Source organism: Pseudomethylobacillus aquaticus, from assembly GCF_003730115.1.
GTDB classification, from domain to species: Bacteria; Pseudomonadota; Gammaproteobacteria; order Burkholderiales; family Methylophilaceae; genus Pseudomethylobacillus; species Pseudomethylobacillus aquaticus.
On sequence record NZ_RJVP01000006.1, the window covers coordinates 88,520 to 108,074 of the forward strand.

General features: G+C 59.2%; 18 protein-coding genes. 5 read left to right on the forward strand and 13 right to left on the reverse strand.

Annotation, left to right across the window (positions count from 1 at the left end):
- Window positions 1-4 precede the first annotated feature (4 nt).
- The 5 genes from ED236_RS10730 to ED236_RS10750 all read left to right on the forward strand — a co-directional run bounded on the left by ED236_RS10730 (window position 5) and on the right by ED236_RS10750 (window position 5,036).
- Window positions 5-616, forward strand: a complete 612-nt coding sequence (locus ED236_RS10730) for a class I SAM-dependent methyltransferase (RefSeq protein WP_123237975.1) — start codon at window positions 5-7, stop codon at window positions 614-616.
- Window positions 613-1,794, forward strand: a complete 1,182-nt coding sequence (gene rffA, locus ED236_RS10735; protein ID WP_123237976.1) for a dTDP-4-amino-4,6-dideoxygalactose transaminase — start codon at window positions 613-615, stop codon at window positions 1,792-1,794. Before ED236_RS10730 ends, rffA begins: the two co-directional genes overlap by 4 nt.
- Window positions 1,795-1,975: 181 nt before the next feature.
- Window positions 1,976-2,671, forward strand: a complete 696-nt coding sequence (locus ED236_RS10740; RefSeq protein ID WP_123237977.1) for a glycosyltransferase family protein — start codon at window positions 1,976-1,978, stop codon at window positions 2,669-2,671.
- A gap of 10 nt (window positions 2,672-2,681) precedes the next feature.
- On the forward strand, window positions 2,682-4,064 hold the full coding sequence (locus ED236_RS10745; protein ID WP_123237978.1) for a TadE/TadG family type IV pilus assembly protein: 1,383 nt from the start codon (window positions 2,682-2,684) through the stop codon (window positions 4,062-4,064).
- Window positions 4,065-4,067: 3 nt separating this feature from the next.
- Window positions 4,068-5,036, forward strand: a complete 969-nt coding sequence (locus tag ED236_RS10750; protein ID WP_123237979.1) for an SAF domain-containing protein — start codon at window positions 4,068-4,070, stop codon at window positions 5,034-5,036.
- A gap of 159 nt (window positions 5,037-5,195) precedes the next feature.
- Here ED236_RS10750 and ED236_RS10755 read toward each other — a convergent pair whose 3' ends face one another.
- The 13 genes from ED236_RS10755 to ED236_RS10815 form a co-directional block, all read right to left on the reverse strand.
- Window positions 5,196-6,356 (reverse strand): ABC transporter permease, encoded by a 1,161-nt coding sequence (locus tag ED236_RS10755; RefSeq protein ID WP_123237980.1) that lies wholly within the window; start codon window positions 6,354-6,356, stop codon window positions 5,196-5,198.
- Window positions 6,356-7,159, reverse strand: coding sequence for an ABC transporter ATP-binding protein (locus tag ED236_RS10760; protein WP_205125679.1), 804 nt, complete (start codon window positions 7,157-7,159; stop codon window positions 6,356-6,358). Before ED236_RS10760 ends, ED236_RS10755 begins: the two co-directional genes overlap by 1 nt.
- Window positions 7,156-8,589 (reverse strand): alpha/beta fold hydrolase, encoded by a 1,434-nt coding sequence (locus ED236_RS10765; RefSeq protein ID WP_162299616.1) that lies wholly within the window; start codon window positions 8,587-8,589, stop codon window positions 7,156-7,158. Before ED236_RS10765 ends, ED236_RS10760 begins: the two co-directional genes overlap by 4 nt.
- Window positions 8,586-9,725, reverse strand: a complete 1,140-nt coding sequence (locus ED236_RS10770; RefSeq protein WP_123237982.1) for an ABC transporter permease — start codon at window positions 9,723-9,725, stop codon at window positions 8,586-8,588. The genes ED236_RS10765 and ED236_RS10770 overlap by 4 nt, the downstream gene beginning before the upstream one ends.
- Entirely contained in the window at window positions 9,722-10,570 is an 849-nt protein-coding gene (locus tag ED236_RS10775) for an ABC transporter ATP-binding protein (protein WP_123237983.1), read from the reverse strand. The genes ED236_RS10770 and ED236_RS10775 overlap by 4 nt, the downstream gene beginning before the upstream one ends.
- On the reverse strand, window positions 10,567-10,926 hold the full coding sequence (locus tag ED236_RS10780; RefSeq protein ID WP_123237984.1) for a DUF192 domain-containing protein: 360 nt from the start codon (window positions 10,924-10,926) through the stop codon (window positions 10,567-10,569). The genes ED236_RS10775 and ED236_RS10780 overlap by 4 nt, the downstream gene beginning before the upstream one ends.
- 3 nt (window positions 10,927-10,929) lie before the next feature.
- Entirely contained in the window at window positions 10,930-11,778 is an 849-nt protein-coding gene (locus ED236_RS10785; protein ID WP_123237985.1) for a type II secretion system F family protein, read from the reverse strand.
- 3 nt (window positions 11,779-11,781) lie between these two features.
- On the reverse strand, window positions 11,782-12,726 hold the full coding sequence (locus tag ED236_RS10790; protein ID WP_123237986.1) for a type II secretion system F family protein: 945 nt from the start codon (window positions 12,724-12,726) through the stop codon (window positions 11,782-11,784).
- Between the two features lie 2 nt (window positions 12,727-12,728).
- Complete coding sequence (locus ED236_RS10795; RefSeq protein ID WP_123237987.1) at window positions 12,729-14,123, reverse strand: TadA family conjugal transfer-associated ATPase; 1,395 nt, start codon at window positions 14,121-14,123, stop codon at window positions 12,729-12,731.
- The gene (locus ED236_RS10800; protein WP_123237988.1) at window positions 14,123-15,322 is read right to left on the reverse strand and encodes a CpaE/TadZ family protein; all 1,200 of its coding nucleotides are present in this window, start codon (window positions 15,320-15,322) and stop codon (window positions 14,123-14,125) included. Before ED236_RS10800 ends, ED236_RS10795 begins: the two co-directional genes overlap by 1 nt.
- 2 nt (window positions 15,323-15,324) lie before the next feature.
- Window positions 15,325-15,969: a tetratricopeptide repeat protein gene (locus ED236_RS10805; protein WP_123237989.1), complete on the reverse strand. Its 645-nt coding sequence runs from the start codon at window positions 15,967-15,969 to the stop codon at window positions 15,325-15,327.
- Window positions 15,956-18,217 (reverse strand): pilus assembly protein N-terminal domain-containing protein, encoded by a 2,262-nt coding sequence (locus tag ED236_RS10810; RefSeq protein WP_162299617.1) that lies wholly within the window; start codon window positions 18,215-18,217, stop codon window positions 15,956-15,958. The genes ED236_RS10805 and ED236_RS10810 overlap by 14 nt, the downstream gene beginning before the upstream one ends.
- Before the next feature lie 500 nt (window positions 18,218-18,717).
- Window positions 18,718-19,512 (reverse strand): thymidylate synthase, encoded by a 795-nt coding sequence (locus tag ED236_RS10815; RefSeq protein ID WP_123237991.1) that lies wholly within the window; start codon window positions 19,510-19,512, stop codon window positions 18,718-18,720.
- Window positions 19,513-19,555 lie beyond the last annotated feature (43 nt).

Genomic DNA, 19,555 nt, shown 5'->3' on the forward strand with positions numbered 1-19,555 from the left:
TCTCATGCAGATCACCACCGGATTTCGTCGCCTGCTCAGCCACCCGCGCCTGTATGACGCCTTTCAGGACCTGATGGGCGCGCGCAGCATACGCCGTGACCTGGTCACACGGTATCTGCGCCCTGCCGCTGGCCATCGCATGCTGGACATAGGCTGCGGTACCGCACGCATCCTCGATTTCCTGCCCGATATCGACTACCACGGCTTTGACCCCAGCCCGCCTTATATCGCCGAAGCGCGTCGTCGCTACCCTGCGCAGGGCCGGTTCTCTTGCGCCATGGTAGAACAGGCGACGCTGGCTGATATCGAGCAGTTCGACCTGGTGCTGGCGTTTGGTGTGCTACATCACCTGGACGATGCACAAGCACACCAGCTGATGCAGCTCGCCTACACGGCACTCAAGCCTGGTGGCCGCCTGATCACCATAGACCCTTGCTATGCCCATGGCCAGCATCCCGTGGCGCGCTATCTGATCCGCCGTGACCGCGGCCAGAACGTACGCACATCGGCTGCTTATCAATCCATCGCCAATAGCGTGTTCCGCCAACAGCGCGGTGAACTCAAACACCGGCGCTGGATCCCCTATACCCACTGGATGATGGAGTGCCAGCGATGAAGATCCCGTTCAACAAACCGTACATGACAGGCAAAGAGCTGTTCTATATCGCCGAAGCACACTTCAACGGCATGCTGGCGGGGGATGGGCCTTACACCAAGCGCTGCCACCAATGGCTGGAAGCACGCACGGGCAGCAAGAAAGCCTTGCTGACCCACTCCTGTACCGCCGCACTGGAAATGGCCGCCATCCTGGCCGACATCCAGCCGGGTGACGAAGTCATCATGCCCTCATACACCTTTGTCTCCACCGCCAATGCCTTCGTGCTGCGTGGCGGTGTGCCGGTGTTTGTGGACATACGCCCGGATACGCTCAACATCGACGAGCGCCTGATCGAAGCCGCCATCACGCCCAGGACCCGCGCCATCGTGCCTGTGCATTACGCTGGCGTGGGCTGCGAGATGGACACCATCATGGACATCGCCAACCGTCACGGGCTGCTGGTGATCGAGGACGCCGCGCAAGGCGTGATGGCCAGCTACAAAGGCAGGCCACTGGGCAGCATAGGCCACATGGGCACCTATTCCTTTCACGAGACCAAGAACGTGATCTCCGGCGAAGGCGGCGCACTGTTGATCAACGACCGCCGTTTTATCGAGCGCGCCGAGATCATCCGCGAAAAAGGCACCAATCGCAGCCAGTTCTTCCGTGGCGAAGTGGATAAATACAGCTGGGTGGATATCGGCTCCTCCTACCTGCCGGGCGAACTCATCGCCGCTTTTTTATGGGCGCAACTGGAGAACGCCGAAGCCATCACCAAGACACGCATGGAACAGTGGCAGCATTACCACTACGCCTTGTCGCCACTGGAACAGGCTGGCCTGCTGCGCCGTCCCATCATTCCTGCTCACTGCAAGCAAAATGGGCACATGTATTACCTGCTGCTCAACTCGCTGGAGCAGCGTACACAGCTGATCGATCAGCTCAAGGCCTTGCATATCCACCCGGTGTTCCATTACGTGCCGCTACACAATGCGCCAGCAGGCAAACAATATGCGCGCTGTCATGGCCAGCTGACGTATACCGAACAACTCTCGGAACGTCTGGTACGCCTGCCGATGTGGGTGGGCATGCACGCCGAACTGGAACGCGTGATCGACGCGGTCAGCCTCAACGTCGCTGGCACAACATTGGCTGTTAAAAACAACCCAAACGGGTTAATCCATGCGCAACATTAGGCACAAAGATGGCAGCGGTGGCTATAAATAACCAGATATCCGGTTCACTACAACCATCCGTTTTGCCATTAGCGCTTGTGTCGCGACATATCGCCATGCAAAACAAGCGCTTGCAATGCTTTAATGCCACGGCATATTTATTGCACCAAATGCCTGTTAGCTTATCTTGAGCAGAACCAGCATGATCCGTGTCTTCATCGGCTTTGACCCGCGCGAAACCGCCGCCTTTGCGGTGCTGTCCCACAGCATCCATCAGCGTGCCAGCGAGCCCGTGTGCATCGCACCGGTGATGCTGTCGCAGTTGAAAGGCATCTACCGACGCGAGTTGAACCCGCTGCAATCCACCGAATTCTCGTTCTCGCGCTTTCTGGTGCCTTACCTGTCCGCTTATGAAGGCTGGAGCATCTTCATGGACTGCGACATGCTGATGCAGGATGACATCGCGCAACTGTGGGCGATGCGTGATGAGCGCTATGCGGTGCAATGTGTGCAACACGACCACAAACCGCGTGAAGACACCAAGTTCCTGGGCGCAGTCCAAACCAGATACCAGAAGAAGAACTGGTCCAGCGTGATGCTGTTCAACAACGCGCGCTGCAAGCAACTCACCCCGGATTACGTCAACACGGCCAGCGGCCTGGAACTGCACCAGTTCAAGTGGCTGGCAGACGACGCCGAGATCGGTGCCCTGCCGCAACGCTGGAACCATCTGGTGGGCTACACCCCGCCAGACCCGGATGCCGCGCTGGTGCACTTCACCTCGGGTGGCCCCTACTTCAATGAATACGCCCAGTGTGAACACAGTGACACCTGGCGCGATACCCGCGAACAGATGCTGACCGTGGTGCAACGCGCGGCAAAATCCGCAGCGGCCTGAAACCACACCCATGATCACGGCTCATATCAACCATTGCAAGCGCAGGTCTCAGCATGGCCAGGCCATGGTGGAATACGCCATTCTGCTGGTGGTGGCGTTTCTGTTCATGTTTGGCGCAGCTGAACTCACTTCGGCGGGGTTCAATTCCTACAAGACCTCGGAAGGTGCGAAAGCGGGAGCAGTCGAATACGTTGGTCTACTGAATGTCTTTGGTGGCTCCTTAAGCAAACTCAATCAAAAGATCGAGGATATCGACAGGAGCGGCGGCTCACTTGACCAACTAGAAGATGACACACCTCAAGATCTGGACGGTAATGGTACGAATGATGAACTGGAACGCTATCTCACTGTGCTGGAAGCGGAACTCGGTCCGTTAACTGTTGAGATTATTGACGATCTGTTGAACGGATTGCACGAAGACCTGCTGCCACTGCTACCCAGCAACATCTATAACCTGAAAGTAGAATTACTCAAGACCAAAAAAGCGGCTCTGCTACTTGCTGCCAACCCTATCGAACTAGCGGATCATGACCCGGCAACCAGTAATCTGATCAGCTCACCTCAATGCGTCGGCGATGATTACGATGATGGGCTAGGCAATCGGTTTGTAGACCCGAACCGCTATCTTGAACGCTACATTGAAGGCGAGAGCACACTGATTTATCTGTTCAATCCGCTCCCAATTGATATTGAAAGTTGCATGGGCGTAGATGATGCACGTGATGGCTTGAGTAGAATCAGCATCTTGGTGGGTGGCTATTATGATCGCGATAATCCAGATTTAAATGTGCCCGGCCTGCCTAAACTGAATCAGGCCATGTATTCGCAATACGTCAAAGTATGTTTGGAAGGTAACGACTACGCATTGGATCAGGCATGTTCAAATGGCATGCTGCTGTTAAAGCCACCTGGTAAGCTGTGCTTGTCAGATGATGCTGATTCAGAAGGCTGCCCCGACAGTTATAACGATGCAGACCGGCCAATCACGGGTTACTATTTTTTTGGTGGTGACACCACGCCTGAACTGGCTGCTACCTTCAGACCAACGTTCCAGATCGAATGTAACAATGAAGGCTTTACCAGTGATTTGGTGATGACGGAAAGTTGTCTGGTTGGCCCCCTGTTCAGCCTGCGCATCCACACCCGCTACCGCTATGTGTTCGACTCCTTTGTTCCCTTCGGTGCAGCAGAGATGAACGATGAATCGCTGATCCCGTATTACTACAACCCCGGTCGCATGGGGAAAAGTGGCTCCAACAACCTGGTCGGCGCTGCGGGCAGCGAGCTTGGCCCGGTAGGTGACACCGGCCTGCCCACGATCAAACCTTTCCGCGACTTCCGTGGCTGCCACGAAGTTGACCTATCCACCAACCAGATAAGCGCTTGCAACTAAACCATGGCACAACAGAACACCGCACGCATCCGTCAGAAAAAGCGCCAGCAACTGATCCTGGTCCTCATTATGCTACTGCTGATGGGAGGTGGCGCTTATGCCTTCATGGGCATGCAGAAAAAGCCCGCGCCAGTACAGGCGCAGCGCCCGGCTGGCTACATCGCCATCCCCAAGGTCACGCGTGACATCGCCATTGGTGGCCGCATTTCCAGCAATCTGATCCGTATCTCCTTCGTGCCGCCAGAGCGGGTGCCCAGCGATGCCCTGATCGCGCCAGACCAGTACATAGGCCGTTATGTGACACGTTCCATCCCTGCGGGTGATTATCTGCGTGAATCCGATGTGGCAGTTTCTGGTGCGCCGGGTACCTATTCCGGCCTGGCAAAAACCGGCTACCGTGTGGTGGTGCTAAGTGCGGCGATGTTCCCTGGCTCCATTTTCTCGCTGAAAGTAGGCGATCGCATCGATCTGCTTTCTATCGGTCGCCCGACCGGTGCAGGCAATGCAGCCAATCTGCCACCTGCACTACCGCCTAGTGTAGCTGGCACGCAACCCGGCGCAGGCCGTGCTGAACGGCAGCGTGCCATGCAAGCTGCAGGTGCTGGTCGCGGGCTGGCTGCAGATGCCACCAGCGCCACCCTGGTTGCCGAGAATGCCGAGGTGATGGCGATCCCCATCCCCAATCAGCGCCGGGGCCGCAACCGGAACACCGCGCTGGATACCGAGTTCATCGTGTTGCAGATGCTGCCTCAGGACGCTCATGTCACCACCTTGGCGGCAGCCACTGGCGCCAATATGCGCTATGTATTTCGCCCCTTCAACGATGAAATGCGCCTGACCGAAAGTAAGCCGCTGGAACCTACCACGCGCATGCCTAGAGCCAAGGCTGACCCCAACACTGTCATGATGATCTACGGCACCGAAGCACAGGCACAAAGCGCCTTCATGCATCCCGAAGTCTACAGCCGCTAAAACCGAAACTCCCCAAGCCTAAAGAAACCAGCCCCGGCGATGTCATGCCGGGACTGGTTCATTGCGAGTAGCCGTTATCGAAGTGATGTTGCAGGTGGTGATCGGCGATGGCTATCAATGCCGGAAGCATCCAGCAGTCCGATCAACTCGGCTGGTTTTCTAATCCAGCGTGTGCTGCATGCGCCGGGCAGTGCAGTAAAGCATCAGCGCTGACAATGCGATGCAGGCAGCGCTGGCTTGCAGTCCTTGCATCAGGCTGACCGGAGTGCCCGCCAGCACGGCCAGTATCATCTGGTTCTGTGACACGACCGGCAGCCAGGCATGCCAGCCCGCCTGTCCTGCCGCGTCGAATTGCACCATCAGCGGCAATACCGAAGACAGCAGCACCACGCCGGTGGCGCCCAGTTGCGCTTGACGTACGCTGCGCGACACCATGCCTATCCACATCAGCACGGCCCCATACAGCAGTACCAGCGGCACAACAGCGGCATAGCATCGCCAGGCTTCACGTTGACCAAAGGCCAGCATGGCGCGCAGCGTTTCGCTGTGCATCATGGCCTGTGCGGGCAAAAAGCTGAACACGGCCAAACCACTCACCAGCGCCCCTACCAGCACGATCGCAAACCATTTGCCCAGCACCAGCTGCAGCGTGCTGACCGGTGTGACCCGCACCGGTGCCAATGTGCCGCGCTCACGCTCGCCAGCAGTGGCGTCGATGGCGGCTGACCACAGGCCATACAGCGCCGCCAGGATCAGAAAGAACGGCAGCATACCGAACACGCGTGACACATCGGCACGCGCACTGGCCAGATCGATCTCTTCGATCTTGAGCGTGTCATAGCTGCCTGCATGCACGCCGCGCAACAGCAGCTTGAGTTGCGCGCGCTCACTGGCATAGCCACGCAGCCAGCGCTTCAGGCGGCTGACGCCGGCATTGGCGCGCCCATTGCCGGAATGACTGACCAGCTCCAGCGTCAGCGGCTGATCCTGCTGCCAGGCCACCTCGAAGCCCGGTGGCACGAGCAGCACCGGGTCGGCCAGCTTGCCTGAGGCCAGTTGTGCGCGGAAATCGGCTGGTGCCTCCTCCAGCGTCACCGTTTCACGTGTCAGGTAGTCCGCGAGCGAGGGCGCATGGTCTATGCCTTGCACCAGCACGATACGGCGCTCGGCACGCGCCTCGAAACTGGCCAGGCTGTTGGTGATCATGATCAGCAGCAGCGGGCCGGAGAGCACGGTCACCAGGATCACCAGCAACAAGGAGCGCCAGTCTCGCAGGGTGTCGAGCAGCTCTTTGGCACACACGGTACGGATACCTTGCATCAGCCCGGTTGTCCTGTCAGTGTCACGAAAGCCTCTTCCAGATCAGGCGCATGGGCGCGTGCACACAACTCCGGCACGCTGCCGCTATCCGCCACACGCCCCTGGGCGATCAGCACCACCTCATCGGCCAGCTTGGCCACTTCATGCATCACATGGCTGGAAAACAGCAGGCACTTGTTGCCGCCTTCACCGCTCACCAGATAGCGCAGATAACGGCGCAGTCGCCTGACCGAAGCCAGGTCCAGGCCATTGGTGGGCTCATCCAGGATGATGATGGCGGGGTCATGGATTAGTGCGCGTGCCAAGGCTACGCGCATGCGTTCACCCAGACTGCACGGGCCTATGGGGCGGTCCAGCAGGCGCAACAGGTCCAGCGGTTCGCTCAACTGCTGGATACGCGCTGCGATCTGCGTGTCCGTCATGCCATGCAGGCGGCCAAAATAGCGCATGTTCTCGCGTGCGGTCAGGCGCGGATACAGGCCGCAGCCTTCGCTGTAAAAACCGAGCAGGTGGCGCGCCTGCTGCACTGGCAAACCGGCCAGACTGAGCTGACCGGCATCCGGCAGCTGCAGCCCTGCCAGCAGGCGCAGTAACGTGGTCTTGCCTGCCCCATTCGGCCCAAGCAGCGCCGTGATCTGCCCGGGCATGGCCTGAAAACTCACATCAGACAAGGCCTGCACCCGCCTTGCGCCACGCCCATAGCCTTTATGCACATGCTGCACATCGATGCTGGCCGGGCTGCCGCCTGGGCTATCGGCTGGGCCATTGCTTGAATTGCCGACCAGCATAGCGGCATGACTCATGGCCCGACCTCCTGAGCAGCAGGCAGCGCTTGCAGCGGCGCGGACACCTGCCCTGGTGCCGGTGCTTTGATGCGCAACAGGCATTCCGCCTCCAGACTGCCTTTTTCCGGCATGCCATCTGCCGCCATAAAACGGTAGATCACATCACGCGCGCAGCCATGGGACAACACATGTTGTGCCACGCCTGGCACCTTGATCACATGCCGCATGGCGCGATCGGCGAGCGTAGCGTCACTGTAGCGGGCAGCCAGCACCAGCGTGGGGATATCATCAAGATCAACGGCAGCGAGGTCACTGCTGGGCAAAGGCGGCAAGTCCGCGCAGTAGGTTTGCAGGCTGGAGACCTTATGCTGATGGAACCACTGCCCCCATACGGAACTGGGCGCACCCTGACGTTGTGTCAGCCACTGGCATTGGCGTGCCAGCCACAGGCCGTGATTGAAACGCGTGTCATCGCGCGACCAGAGCGAAGACGACAAACCAAGCAGCGCCAGCCAGTGCCCATTGGCCGCCTGTTCCAGCGCGGCAGGCAGTGCAGAACTCAAGCTGGTGCTGCGCAGTATGGAGGTCAGCAGGCTGGCCAACATGCGCTCATCCAGAATAAAGTTGTCCAGATGGCCAGTCTGCGGGTGTGGCAGTGTCAAGCTCACTGGCAACTGGCGCAGTAGCTGTTCCAGCCTGCTGTTCAGATTTGGGTAGGCGGCCATGCAGCGCAGGTTCTGCTCACAGCGGATCAGCAACTGGGCCAGGGCATCGGCACTGTAGCTGGCCTGGAATGCCAGTGGATCGTCAGCAGGCAAAGGGCTTTCCCATACCATCTTGTTGATGGCGTTGGGCTGTATACGCAGCCAGGCTTTCGCCACCTCTACGCCTGTGCCTTCTGCCAGCACGTTCACCTGCTTGAGGCCCAGTTGTTGCCGCAACTGTTCGTGATCGGCGGCCATGCGTTGCGGGGTGTACACAGCGAGGCCACCCGCGGCGAGGATGGCTTGCTGGCAGGCGGCCAGCGTGCGCGCATCACTGAACCGTTCCAGTCGTTTGCTGATGGAGGCCGGGCCAGGCGGTGCGCACTGCAAAGGGGTGGAGGCGCCGCTACCGCGTGTGTCCAGCCAGATCAGGTCACGGGTATTGAGCACACGGGTGAGTGTGGCACTCAGGCCGGGAGCGTATTCGGAAGCATCGCCACCAATACCATCCGGTATCCATATCAATGGGTCTGGCCTGGGGTAGCGTGCCCGTGCCGCGATCTTGCGCCAGGCCACTTTGATGGTGCCGAGTTGTGGCTGTTGCGGGTCGGCAGGCACCAGCAGCTCACCGCACAGAATCTCGTAGCTATAGCCAGTGATGCGACAGGGTCGGGCCTCTTGCGCTGCCGACAGCGCACTGCTGCTGCACAGCAGCAAGGCCGCCAGCACGCATCGCCAGATCATGGCTGACGCCAGCCGCGTCGTTTCCATACCCAGATGGCGAGGCCCATCAGCAGCAGCGGCATGATCATCAGATTGGCGGTGTGTATCAGCCCTTTAACGACAAAATCCTTGTCAGGCCTGTCGAGCAGCAGGGTCTGCAGGCTGATGCTGTGGAACTCGAACATGAAACCACGCAGCACATCAAAGGCCGGGAAATTCTGTGCCAGTGCGAACACGACCCCCACCAGCATCAGATAACAGAAGCCCATCAAACTGGCAGAGGTCTGGCTGCGGCTCAGGCTGGTCAATAGCGTGGCGATGGAGATCAAGCCTATGCTGCTGCATACGATAAGCAACCAGCTCAACGCGGCTTGCAGCATGACAGGCATCAGGATCTGCAAGATCGCGGCGCTGGCCAGCAAGGACAAGGTAAGGTGGAACAGGAATTTGGCCAGCCATTGCTCGCCCGGACCCGCCGTGGTCATGGCCAGTGCCTGGGTGATGCCACGCTCGCGCTCGTGTGCCGTCAGCGAGATGAACAAGGCGCAGCACACAAAGAACTGTGTGGAGAACATGAGCATGGCGCCGACCACCGCTTTGGACTTGCTGCTGCCCAGGTCGAAGGTGGACGACGCGGTGGCGGCGGCTTTTGCAGGCAGTGGGCGCAAGCCCTGCTGTATGTTGTCGCCACTGTGGTAGGCGGCCAGCCCGGCCAGCACCCAGCGCGACAGGCCGTTGATCTGCTTGAGATCGGTACCGGCGTAGCGGAACAGCACACGGCGCTCTGCGCGCGCGCTGTCAGTGTCAGCGGCGCTGTCCGTGTTGCGCATACCGATCTCGGCCACACAACTGACCCTGGCTGGATAGTCCATGCGCACGCCCGGCTCGAATGCCCTGGGCAAGGCCTGGAAGCGCACTGGCAGACGCGGATGCTGATTGGCTTTGAGGTGGCGTATGAAGTCATCTTCAGCCGGGTATACCACCAGGCACGGGCCTTGCGACGCGCGCTTGGCCTGGGCACTGGCTTTGCTCTCGATACTGACCAGCAAGGCCATCAGGATCAACAGCCCCACCGCCATCAGCGCTGCCGGATTACGGCGCAGCCGCAACCATTCCTTGCTGTAAAGCACCCATAGCCGGTTCAAGCGTTTCATCATGTGTAAGCCTGTCCAGTCAGTTTACGGAACACATCCTCGAAGCGGAATTCGCGTGAATGCACACGGACACAGTGCTCTTCCGTGACGATACGGGACAGCCTGGCTTTATCTTCGGGCACATCCAGATGCAAGGTTTCGCGCATGGATTTACCGTCCCTGTCATATTGCACATCGCAATAGCGCTCGGCATGCCGTGTGATGAAGGCAGTGGGCGTGTCGCATTCGAGCAGGCGTCCTTTGGCGATGATGGCCACGCGGTCACAGATCTGCTCCACCTCGTCCATATCATGCGTGGTTAGGAACACCGTGGTGCCCGACGCTGCCAGCTCGCGCAGCAAGCTGCGCACCAGCTGGATGGAATGCGCGTCCAGATTGGCGGTGGGCTCATCGAAGAACACCAGCCTGGGGCTGTGCAGCAGTTCGCGCGCGATCAGCAGCTTTTTTTTCATGCCCTTGGAATAGTTGCGCACTTTGAGATCGCCCGCTTCGCTAAGCTGCAAACGAGCCAGCCAGTCTTCCACGCTGGCACTGTCCACCCCATACAGGCGCGCATACAGTTGCAGGTTTTCGCGGCCGGTAAAATCATCAAAATGGTTCTCGGTATCCGGCACATAGCCCATGATGGGTTTGACGGTGTCCAGTTGCCAGGGCAAGGCATGTCCGTTGATGCTGACGCTACCAGCGCTGGGTTTGAGTGCCCCGGTAAGCGCACGTATGGTGGTGGTCTTGCCTGCCCCGTTCGGGCCAAGAAAACCGAATAACTCGCCCGCCTCGACCGCGAGACTGAGCCCATCGACCGCATTGAACTGGCCGAAGCGTATGGTGAGCTGTTCCAGACGTATCATGCCTTGCCTCCTGCCAGCACCAGCTGGTCACCGATCTGCACCTCACTGGCCGCGTGTGCAGGTAACTCCAGCACATGGGCGGCCTTGCGAACATAGGCACTGATACGCCAGGGCCGCATCGCGCGATCAATCGCAAGCACCTGCAAGCTGGCGTCCAGAAACACCACGTCGATGGCATAGCCCATGAAATGGGTATGCACCTGCTGGCATGGCGTGATGAGCAGCCCATCGCCTGGCTGCAAGGGTTTGCGCCCCAACAAGCCGGCGAGGCGCGTGAAGAAATTATCCGCACGTCTCAAACGTGCCACCAGCAGGCGTCCGCTGGCTTGATGCTGTATCTGCTGCAGAAGAGGCATGGGTCAGGAAATAATCTCGTCGATGATCTGGAAAACCCGGATGATGCTGGGGCCAGCGGCAAGGATGAACACCGCAGGCAGGATCATGCTGGCCATAGGGAGCAGCATGCGGATGGGCAGGCGTTCTGCTTTGCGCTGAGTTTCGGCTTCGTTCTCGCGTAGCAATGCCTGCGCATGGTGACGCATCACCGCCCCCAAAGAGGCACCGGTCTGGTCGGCCTGTATCATGCCGGAAGCGACATCGCCAACTGCTTCGACGCGGCTGCGCCCCGCCCACAAGCGCAAGGCTTCGTTGCGGCGGCGACCACGCAGCATGGCCTCGTTCATGATGTTGAGTTCGAAATAAAGTGGATGACGCGGGTCTGATTCCTGCAGCACAAAATTCAGTGCAGACTCGAAGGCCACGCCGCTTTCCATGATGGCGGCCACCGTCTCCAGCAGATTGGGCAGCTCCTCCTTCACCATGCTGTCGTGATTCTTCTGGTATTTGAGCAACCAGAACATACACAAAAGCAGCAGCACACCGCCGGAAAGCACTGCATAGGTGGCCATGCTGTCCTGCTTGCCTAGGAGCACACTGGCGGTGGCTCCCAGAAGGCCACCTAGCAACAGCAAGCTGACACGCCCCTGCGTGGTGGCAATGAATTTACGCAGATGAAAATAAAACCGCGCCGACCCCTCCAGGCCGTAATCACCAGCGGACAGGTCAGCCTCTTCCTCCTGCTCAGGCACGCTAAAGCCAAACAGGATGCGTTCACGTTGCCGGCTGCGTGCAGCCAGCTGACGATAGGATTGCAAGCCTATGTAGACCATGGCGAGCAGAACAAGGGTCAGCGCAAGCAGGATCATCATGGTTTAGCGCAACTTGGCAATACGACGCAGCCAGAAGAAGCCGACCACATTCAGCCCGGCAGCAGCAAACAGCAGCTTCTGACCAAAACTGTCGTTGACCATGGCCTCCATCAGATCCGGACGGAAGTGATACCCCAACAACGCCAGCAATATCGGCAAGGCTGACAGTACCCAGGCGGATAGTTTGGCTTGTGCCGTCAATGCACTGACGCGCAACTCCATGCGCTTGCGGAACTCCAGCGTGTCCAGGATATGTTGCAGCATGCTGGTCATCTGGCCGCCTGCCTCCCATTTGATGCGCACCCCGCGCGCCAGCAAACGTGTGGCGCGTGTGTCCCAGTATTCTGCCCACTCCTGCCAGGCCTGATTGGGCGGGCGACCCAGTTGCAAGGCATCCGCCACCGACAACATGGAACCGGCGATCGGGTCGCGGCCGTGTTTGGCCACGGATTGCAGCGCTGTCATGGGGGTGCCGCCAGAACGCAATGTGGTGATGAAGCTGGAGATCATGGCGGGCAACTGGTCGTCATGGCGTTTCTGGCGGCGGGCAGCCAGCTGCATCAGGATCAACCAGCCCAGCAAGGGAGTCAGCACGGCCGCCAGGGCGATCATCCATAGCTGGGCCATGTAGAACCAGGCCACCACAGAGGCGAGCAGGGTGAACAGTAACAACAAGCCCACATAACCAGGCAATGACAATGGCAGGTCAGCACGCTTGAGACGGATATCGATCTGTCGCAGCAGATAACTGCGATACAGCATCTCGCGTACTTCAGCCAGGTGCAGCAGATCGGCCGCATCTGACCACAGGCTGCCGCTGTCATCCGGCCCCAGTTCCTGCCCGGCCAGCAATCGGTCACGCAGTGCGTCAGTACGCGCCGTGACCAGATAGTCATAGATCAGATAGCTCGCCAGCAGGCCCAGCACTGCAAAGAAGATCAGCAGCATGGTCAGGTCTTGAACAGCGTGGAATCCAGCTCGATGCCACGCTCGGCGAGCAGATTGGATGCGTTGGGGATGATGCCGCAGGCGCGCATCATCATGCGCTCGCCTTCACGGCGCGTGGTGAAGATATCCTGCATCAGGATCACGCCGTTATCGGTACCCACGATCTCGGAGATGTGCGACACCTTGCGCTCACCCGTAGAGTAGCGGTTCACATGCACGATCAGCTGCACCGCAGAACCGATCTGCTCGCGCAGCACGCGTTGCGGCAGATCCAGCTCGGCCATCAGCATCATGGTCTCCAGCCGCGACAAGGTGTCACGCGGGCTGTTGGAGTGCAAGGTCGCCAACGAGCCGTCATGGCCGGTATTCATGGCCTGCAGCATGTCCAGGGCCTCGGCGCCGCGCACTTCACCGACGATGATGCGGTCCGGGCGCATACGCAGGCTGTTGCGCACCAGATCACGGATGGAGACCGCACCACGCCCCTCGGTATTGGAAGGCCGCGCTTCCAGCTGCACCAGATGCTTGTGGTTAAGCTGCAGTTCGGCCGTATCTTCAATGGTGACCACGCGCTCGCCCTCGCCCACATGCTGCGACAGGCAGTTGAGCATGGTAGTCTTGCCCGAGCCGGTACCGCCCGAGATGATGATGTTCAGTTGCCCGTATACGGCGGCTTTGAGGAACTCGGCCGCTTCGGCGGTCATGGCCCCGCTGCCGACCAGCTCGCGCATGTCCAGGATGTTGCGCATGAAGCGCCGGATCGACATGGTCGGGCCTTTGACGGCCAGGGGCGGGATGATCACGTTCACACGGCTGCCATCCGCCAGACGCGCATCGGCCATGGGCGAGGATTCGTCCACACGCCGCCCCACGCGCGACAGGATGCGTTCTATGGTCAGCATCAAGTGGTCGTTGTCGTGAAAGTGGATCTCGGTGGGTTCCAGCAAACCGTGCCGTTCCACATAGACCTGATGCGGGCCGTTGACCAGGATGTCCGATACCGTGGCGTCGGTCATGAGCGGTGACAATGGCCCCAGCCCCAGCACCTCGTACATGAGGTCTTCCACCAGACGGTTACGCTCAGGCCGGGAAAGCGGCAGCGATTCTTCTTCCAGCGCTTTGAGTACATATTCTTCCACTGCGGCCTGGATCTGCTGCAGGGAAGCCGCCCCCACGGCCTGCGGGTTCAGCAGTTCCAGCAGGCCACGATGCAGCCGGTGGCGGATCTGCGCGTAAGTGGAGGCGGAAGATTGCTGCGTTTCCTGCTGGTTGGCGGCCAGGCCGGAGCCCACCGCCAGGGATTGGTTCAGCGCGATGACGCGCTCGGTCAGCAGATTGCGGTGCGCCGTCTCCTGCGAACGCAGGCTGGAGCGGAAATCCGGGTTATCTTCCTGCATCAAAGATCCAGCCAGTTACGGAATTGGCGCAAGGCCTTCTCGACGACGCCCTCTGGTGGCGGGGGCGGCGTAGGCACGCCGGTCACACCATCGACCATGCGGCTCACGGCAGAGGTGACATTGCTGTCCGGGAACATATTCACCAGCGCCTGGCCGCTATTGGCCGCAATGGTGGAATGCACGTCATACGGCACCACATGGCTCACCGGCCAGTTCAGTGTCTCGGCCACCAGTTCCGGTGATACATTGCCCCGGAAATTACTGAAGCGATTGAGGATGACCTTGATACGGTCTTTGCCGTAGCCGGCTTTTTGCAGCATCTCCAGGTTGTAGCGCGCGCTGCGCAAGGAGGGCACCACCGGCTCGGTGACCAGCAGGATCTGGTCAGACAGATCCATCATGGAAAGATTGAGCGTGGACAGCAGCGGGAAGGTGTCCACCACGGTCCAGTCATAACTGCCTTTGGACACCAGCAGGATCTTGGAAAGCTGATCCTCGGAGAAATCCAGCCCCAGCGGATTATCGGTACTGTGTGCCAGCACATGCAGGCCGGAAGCCTCGTGTACTGTCATCAACTCATTCAGCATCTCGTTATCGAGACGGCGGTACTCCATCACCGCATCGCGCAACCAGCGTGTAGGTCGCAAGTCCAGCATGGGGGCGATGTTGGGGGCTTGCGTGTTGGCATCGATGAGTGCCACGCGGTTGCCGCCGAAACGCTGTTGCAGCATCACCGCGAGGTTGCAGGCCATGGTGGTCTTGCCTACCCCGCCTTTGCTGGAGAAGCAGATCACCACCTTGCCGTTTCTGGCCGGCTGCACGTCCACCGTATTGCTGTTGATGGCGGCGAACTTGTCCAGGATCTGGTGCACATCCTCGTCCTGGACCGGCTGCACCAGCACTTCGCGCGCGCCAGCACGGATGGTGCGGGTGACGAACTCGGTGGTCAGCTTGTCTATGCTGACCACCACCATGCGGTTGGGCACGCCACTCAGCTGCTGGATGGCCAGGATACCCGCCTCGATATTGCGGGTGAGGTCGATATAGACCACCTGCGCTTCGAACTGATGCGCAAGCTCCAGCCCCTGCCCGACAGACTCTGCAGTACGCAGACTGACCAGCGTTTTGGTGTAGCGTAGACAGGCCGCCTGCATCTGCTGACGGAAATCACTTTGTGAACTGATGATCAGGATGCGCATGATCAGATCCTGCCGTACTGCTGTGCATGCAGATCGTACTCCGCATTACCGAGCATTTTTTGCAGCTGATTGAACTCATCTGCCACACCATTGACCTGCTCCAGCGGGGCCAGCTTCAGCGCCACTTCATAAGCATGTACAGCAGCGTCAAAGCGACCGATTTTGCTGAGGATGCGGGCTTCCTGCAGGCGCCAGCGGAAATCATCCGGCTTGAGCTGCACTGACAAACGGCTGGCACGAGCCGCTTCGCTGAGACGGCCGGCATTCAGCAAGGACTCGGCCCGCTGCCCGTGCCAACGAGCCGCCTGTGGCTCCAGCATGACCAGCTGCGCATAGCTGTTGGCGGCATCGCTGTGGCGACGCATCGCCGTTTGGCAATCGGCCATCAGCCAGTAAGAACGCATCACACTGGGCGTGGATTTCTTCTGCTGCAATTCCGGCAGACCGGTCTGCAGTTTCCTGATGATGGCGGGGCAATGGGCTTGCGCGCTGGCATATTGTTTTTTGACGATACGCACTTGTGTAGAGGCATCCTGCAGATTCTTTTCGGCCACACTGGCACCCCAGTTCTGCATGAAGGTAGCCAGGAAGAACACGGGGACCGATACCGCGACGATCAACAACACCAGTTTTTTACGGATGGCCATAATACTTGCCTTTCAGCCTTGAATTTGGTGTTGTCTTCATCATCGGTCGGCTGGAATCCTGTGTGGATGCCGCTGCCAGCAGCATGGCCAGATTGTCAGGGGCGATCTGTTTGAATGGCCTGTCTGGCTCTGGCCGGGGTTCGATGGCATTCAGCTCGATGGGCCTGGGGTTTGCAGGTACTGGCGTTACCGGCACGGGCCGTGCAGGTGAGCGCGGATACTCAGGCGGAGCTTGTATACGCGGGATCGCCGCTGGGGCTGGCGCTACTCTGGGCTCTTGCCTGGGCTCATCGCTGTATTCATCACCCGGCTCATCTCTGGGCTCGGTCTCGTCCTCGTTGATGTCGAACGCATCACGCCGTATCGGCAGTATCTCCACGGGCTTAAGCTCAGGCGCGATGACCGGCACCGCTTCATCCTGCACCTCGTTGGATTGCACCGTGCGCGCCGTGACCATGATGAACAGTTCAGAACGTGACCTGTCATCCACCTGACGCTGAAACAGACGGCCGATGATGGGGATGGTGGACAGGAACGGTACCTTGGACAGGTTACGTACATCGCGCTGATCCACCAGCCCGGCAATGGCCCAGGTCTCGCCATCTTTGGATTCGGTCAGCGTGCTGACTGCGCGGCGCGTGAATGCCGGGATGGGGTTACCCAGACTGTCCCTGAAGGTACCGCCTGCGATGTTGTAATCCGGCGCAGAGATGGATTGATCCAGCACAGTGGAGATGCGCCCGTCTTCCAGCACGGTGGGGCGCACAAAATAACGCAGGCCGAATTCGGCATATTCCAGCGTGCGGGTACGGGTACCGATACCACCGATCACACCACCAACGGCCTCGAACTCTTCGGTATAGAGTGGCACCGTCCCACCCAGCAGGAAGCTGGCCGTTTCGCCACTGACCGCAGACACCAGCGGCTCATACAAGGTCTCTGCCGCGCCCAGGTCTTCTGCAGCACGCAGGAAGGAGGTGATCGACAAGGAACTGATGGAGCCTGTGGCTGAGCTGGCTGCCAAGGACTGGATCACTTCGTTGTTGGCCGCAGCTGCACCGGTATTGAGCTGGACGCGTCCGCCATTGAGACTCCAGTCTATGCCCAGGTCACGGGTCTTGCCCCTGTCCACCGTCACGATGCGCATCTGCACTTCCACGCGCGCCAGTGCGTCCACTTTCAGCAGACTGACCACCTTGCCGTTTGCCGCGGTGACGACATCACCACGGCCGATGTTACGCGCGATGTTGCCGTTCTCCTGCATCAGCGGCAACGACAGATTGAATGGCTGACGAAAGCCTTGCTGGCCGCCATTGGCACCTTGTCCACCAGCACCACCGCGACCGAAGGTACGTGGCTCGGAGTTATCACGAACCACCGGGGCAGAGCCCGGCGCATTTCCGCCCTGCGCACGGTTATTCAAGAGATTGGCGGGGCCCAGTGCCTGACGTTGCACCTCATCGGTATTACCCGTCAGCACGCCGCCTTTGTCAGTGATGACCGAAACATCGGGGTCAGCACCGCCATTCACAAAGCGGTCCGCCACGGCAATCGCGCGCGCCAGCGCGCTGGGATTCCTCACCTTGCCTTTCAACAAAAAGGCACTGTTCAGCTTCTCCACTTCGATACGGGTATCGATCTCTTTCAGCAGGCGCTCCAGGCGCTGGTCCATGCTAAGCAGGCTGTCTTGCACCAGGATCAGATTCACCACTTTTAGCTCAGCCGGTGATGCCACGGTTTCTGTTACCACTGGCGTAGGCGTAGGCGAAGCTGCCGTACCAGCACCGGCAATCGGTTGGGGCGTATTGCTGGTTTTGCTGGTGGCAATCGTGATCGAACCAACGAACTTGGTGGCCGCCTCCACGGCGAGATCGACCAACTCCACTGAACGTGCTGTGCCGCCCAGCACGATGGCGTCCCCGTTAGGGTCTGTCGCCACGGTGATGCGCGGGTCCAGGCGCTGCAGATGCATGCGCAGGGAAACCAGATCCGGGCCCACGGTGAGCATGTAATGACGCACCTTGCCGCTGGTAGTAAACAAAGTGAGCGAGGTTGTGCCTACCCCCACTCCGTTCAGCATCAGGGTGTTGGGACGTACCACCAGGGAAGTAGCGATACCGGGACTGCCTATCGCGACCGTGGCAATACCCTCTTCGATCTCCAGCAGCTTGTTGTGACCGCGCGTGATCTCGATACGGCCGCCGTCCGTTCCTGCCGACATGGCGGTGGCAGGAACGCCGATCAACATCAACACCAGTACGACCAGTCCAACACGTGATAATCCAAGAATACTCCGCCCAATCCCCGTCATTTTTATTAACCTCTGAGTTAGGGCCTGACAACTGCAAAAGTCGTGCTAGGTGGTTACTACCCGAATGGGGGATTTTTTCACTATGTTAATCAGTGAATTAAGCTTGCTGGGAAACTGAGGACCGGGCTAGCCGTCGCATGAAGTGGCTGTTAAAAACCAAAATGGTGGTTATAAACAACCATAAGTGAAAACCCGATGGTTTCCTGGCTATCAGAAAGGCAGCTGGAGCCGCCTTGATCTGGGGAGAACGTTGATAGCATGGGAGACGATCGGGTCTTCTGCCTATGTGGCTAGCAAGCTGCGTACCAAACAGACGGATTCAGCCGTTATCGATTAAAAATCAAGCCTGTATGGACATGCAGACGAAGTGACGGCCGAATGAGCCCTGGCTGTCAGCAACAAATATGGTTAATTACAACCACCACACCCCAAAAGTATCAAACGGCGACAGCGCCCTTGATGGCGGGGTATGGGTCGTACTGTTCCAGCGTGAAATCCTCGAACTTGAAATCGAAGATGCTGGTGACTGCGGGGTTGATGTGCATGACCGGCAATGCGCGGGGGGTGCGTGTCAGTTGCTCGTTGACCTGCTCCAGGTGATTCAGGTAGATGTGGGCATCGCCCAGCGTGTGCACAAAATCACCCAGCTTGAGGCCGCACACCTGCGCGATCATCATGGTCAGCAAGGCGTAGGAGGCGATGTTGAATGGCACGCCCAGGAAGATATCCGCGCTACGCTGGTAGAGCTGGCAGGATAACTTGCCATCCGCCACGTAGAACTGGAAGAAGGCATGACAAGGCGGTAGCTTCATCTGATCCACATCGGCCACGTTCCAGGCCGATACGATGAGGCGCCGTGAATCCGGGTTGCGCTTGATCTGCTGCACCACCTGGCTGATCTGGTCGATGTGCGTGCCGTCTGGCTTGGGCCAGTTGCGCCATTGATAGCCATACACCGGGCCCAGATTGCCCTGCTCGTCCGCCCACTCATCCCAGATACGCACGCCATGCTGCTTCAGGTAAGCGATGTTGGTGCTGCCTTGCAGGAACCACAACAGCTCATGGATGATGGATTTGAGGTGCACTTTCTTGGTGGTGAGCAGCGGAAAACCCTGCGCCAGGTCATAGCGCATCTGGTAGCCGAACACCGACAGGGTACCCGTGCCGGTACGGTCTTCCTTCTTATGGCCATGCGCCAGCACATGGCGCACCAGATCGAGATAGGTTTGCATGGTGTTGATTATCCCGTTTAGCGATGCCGTCTAAAGTTTAAAT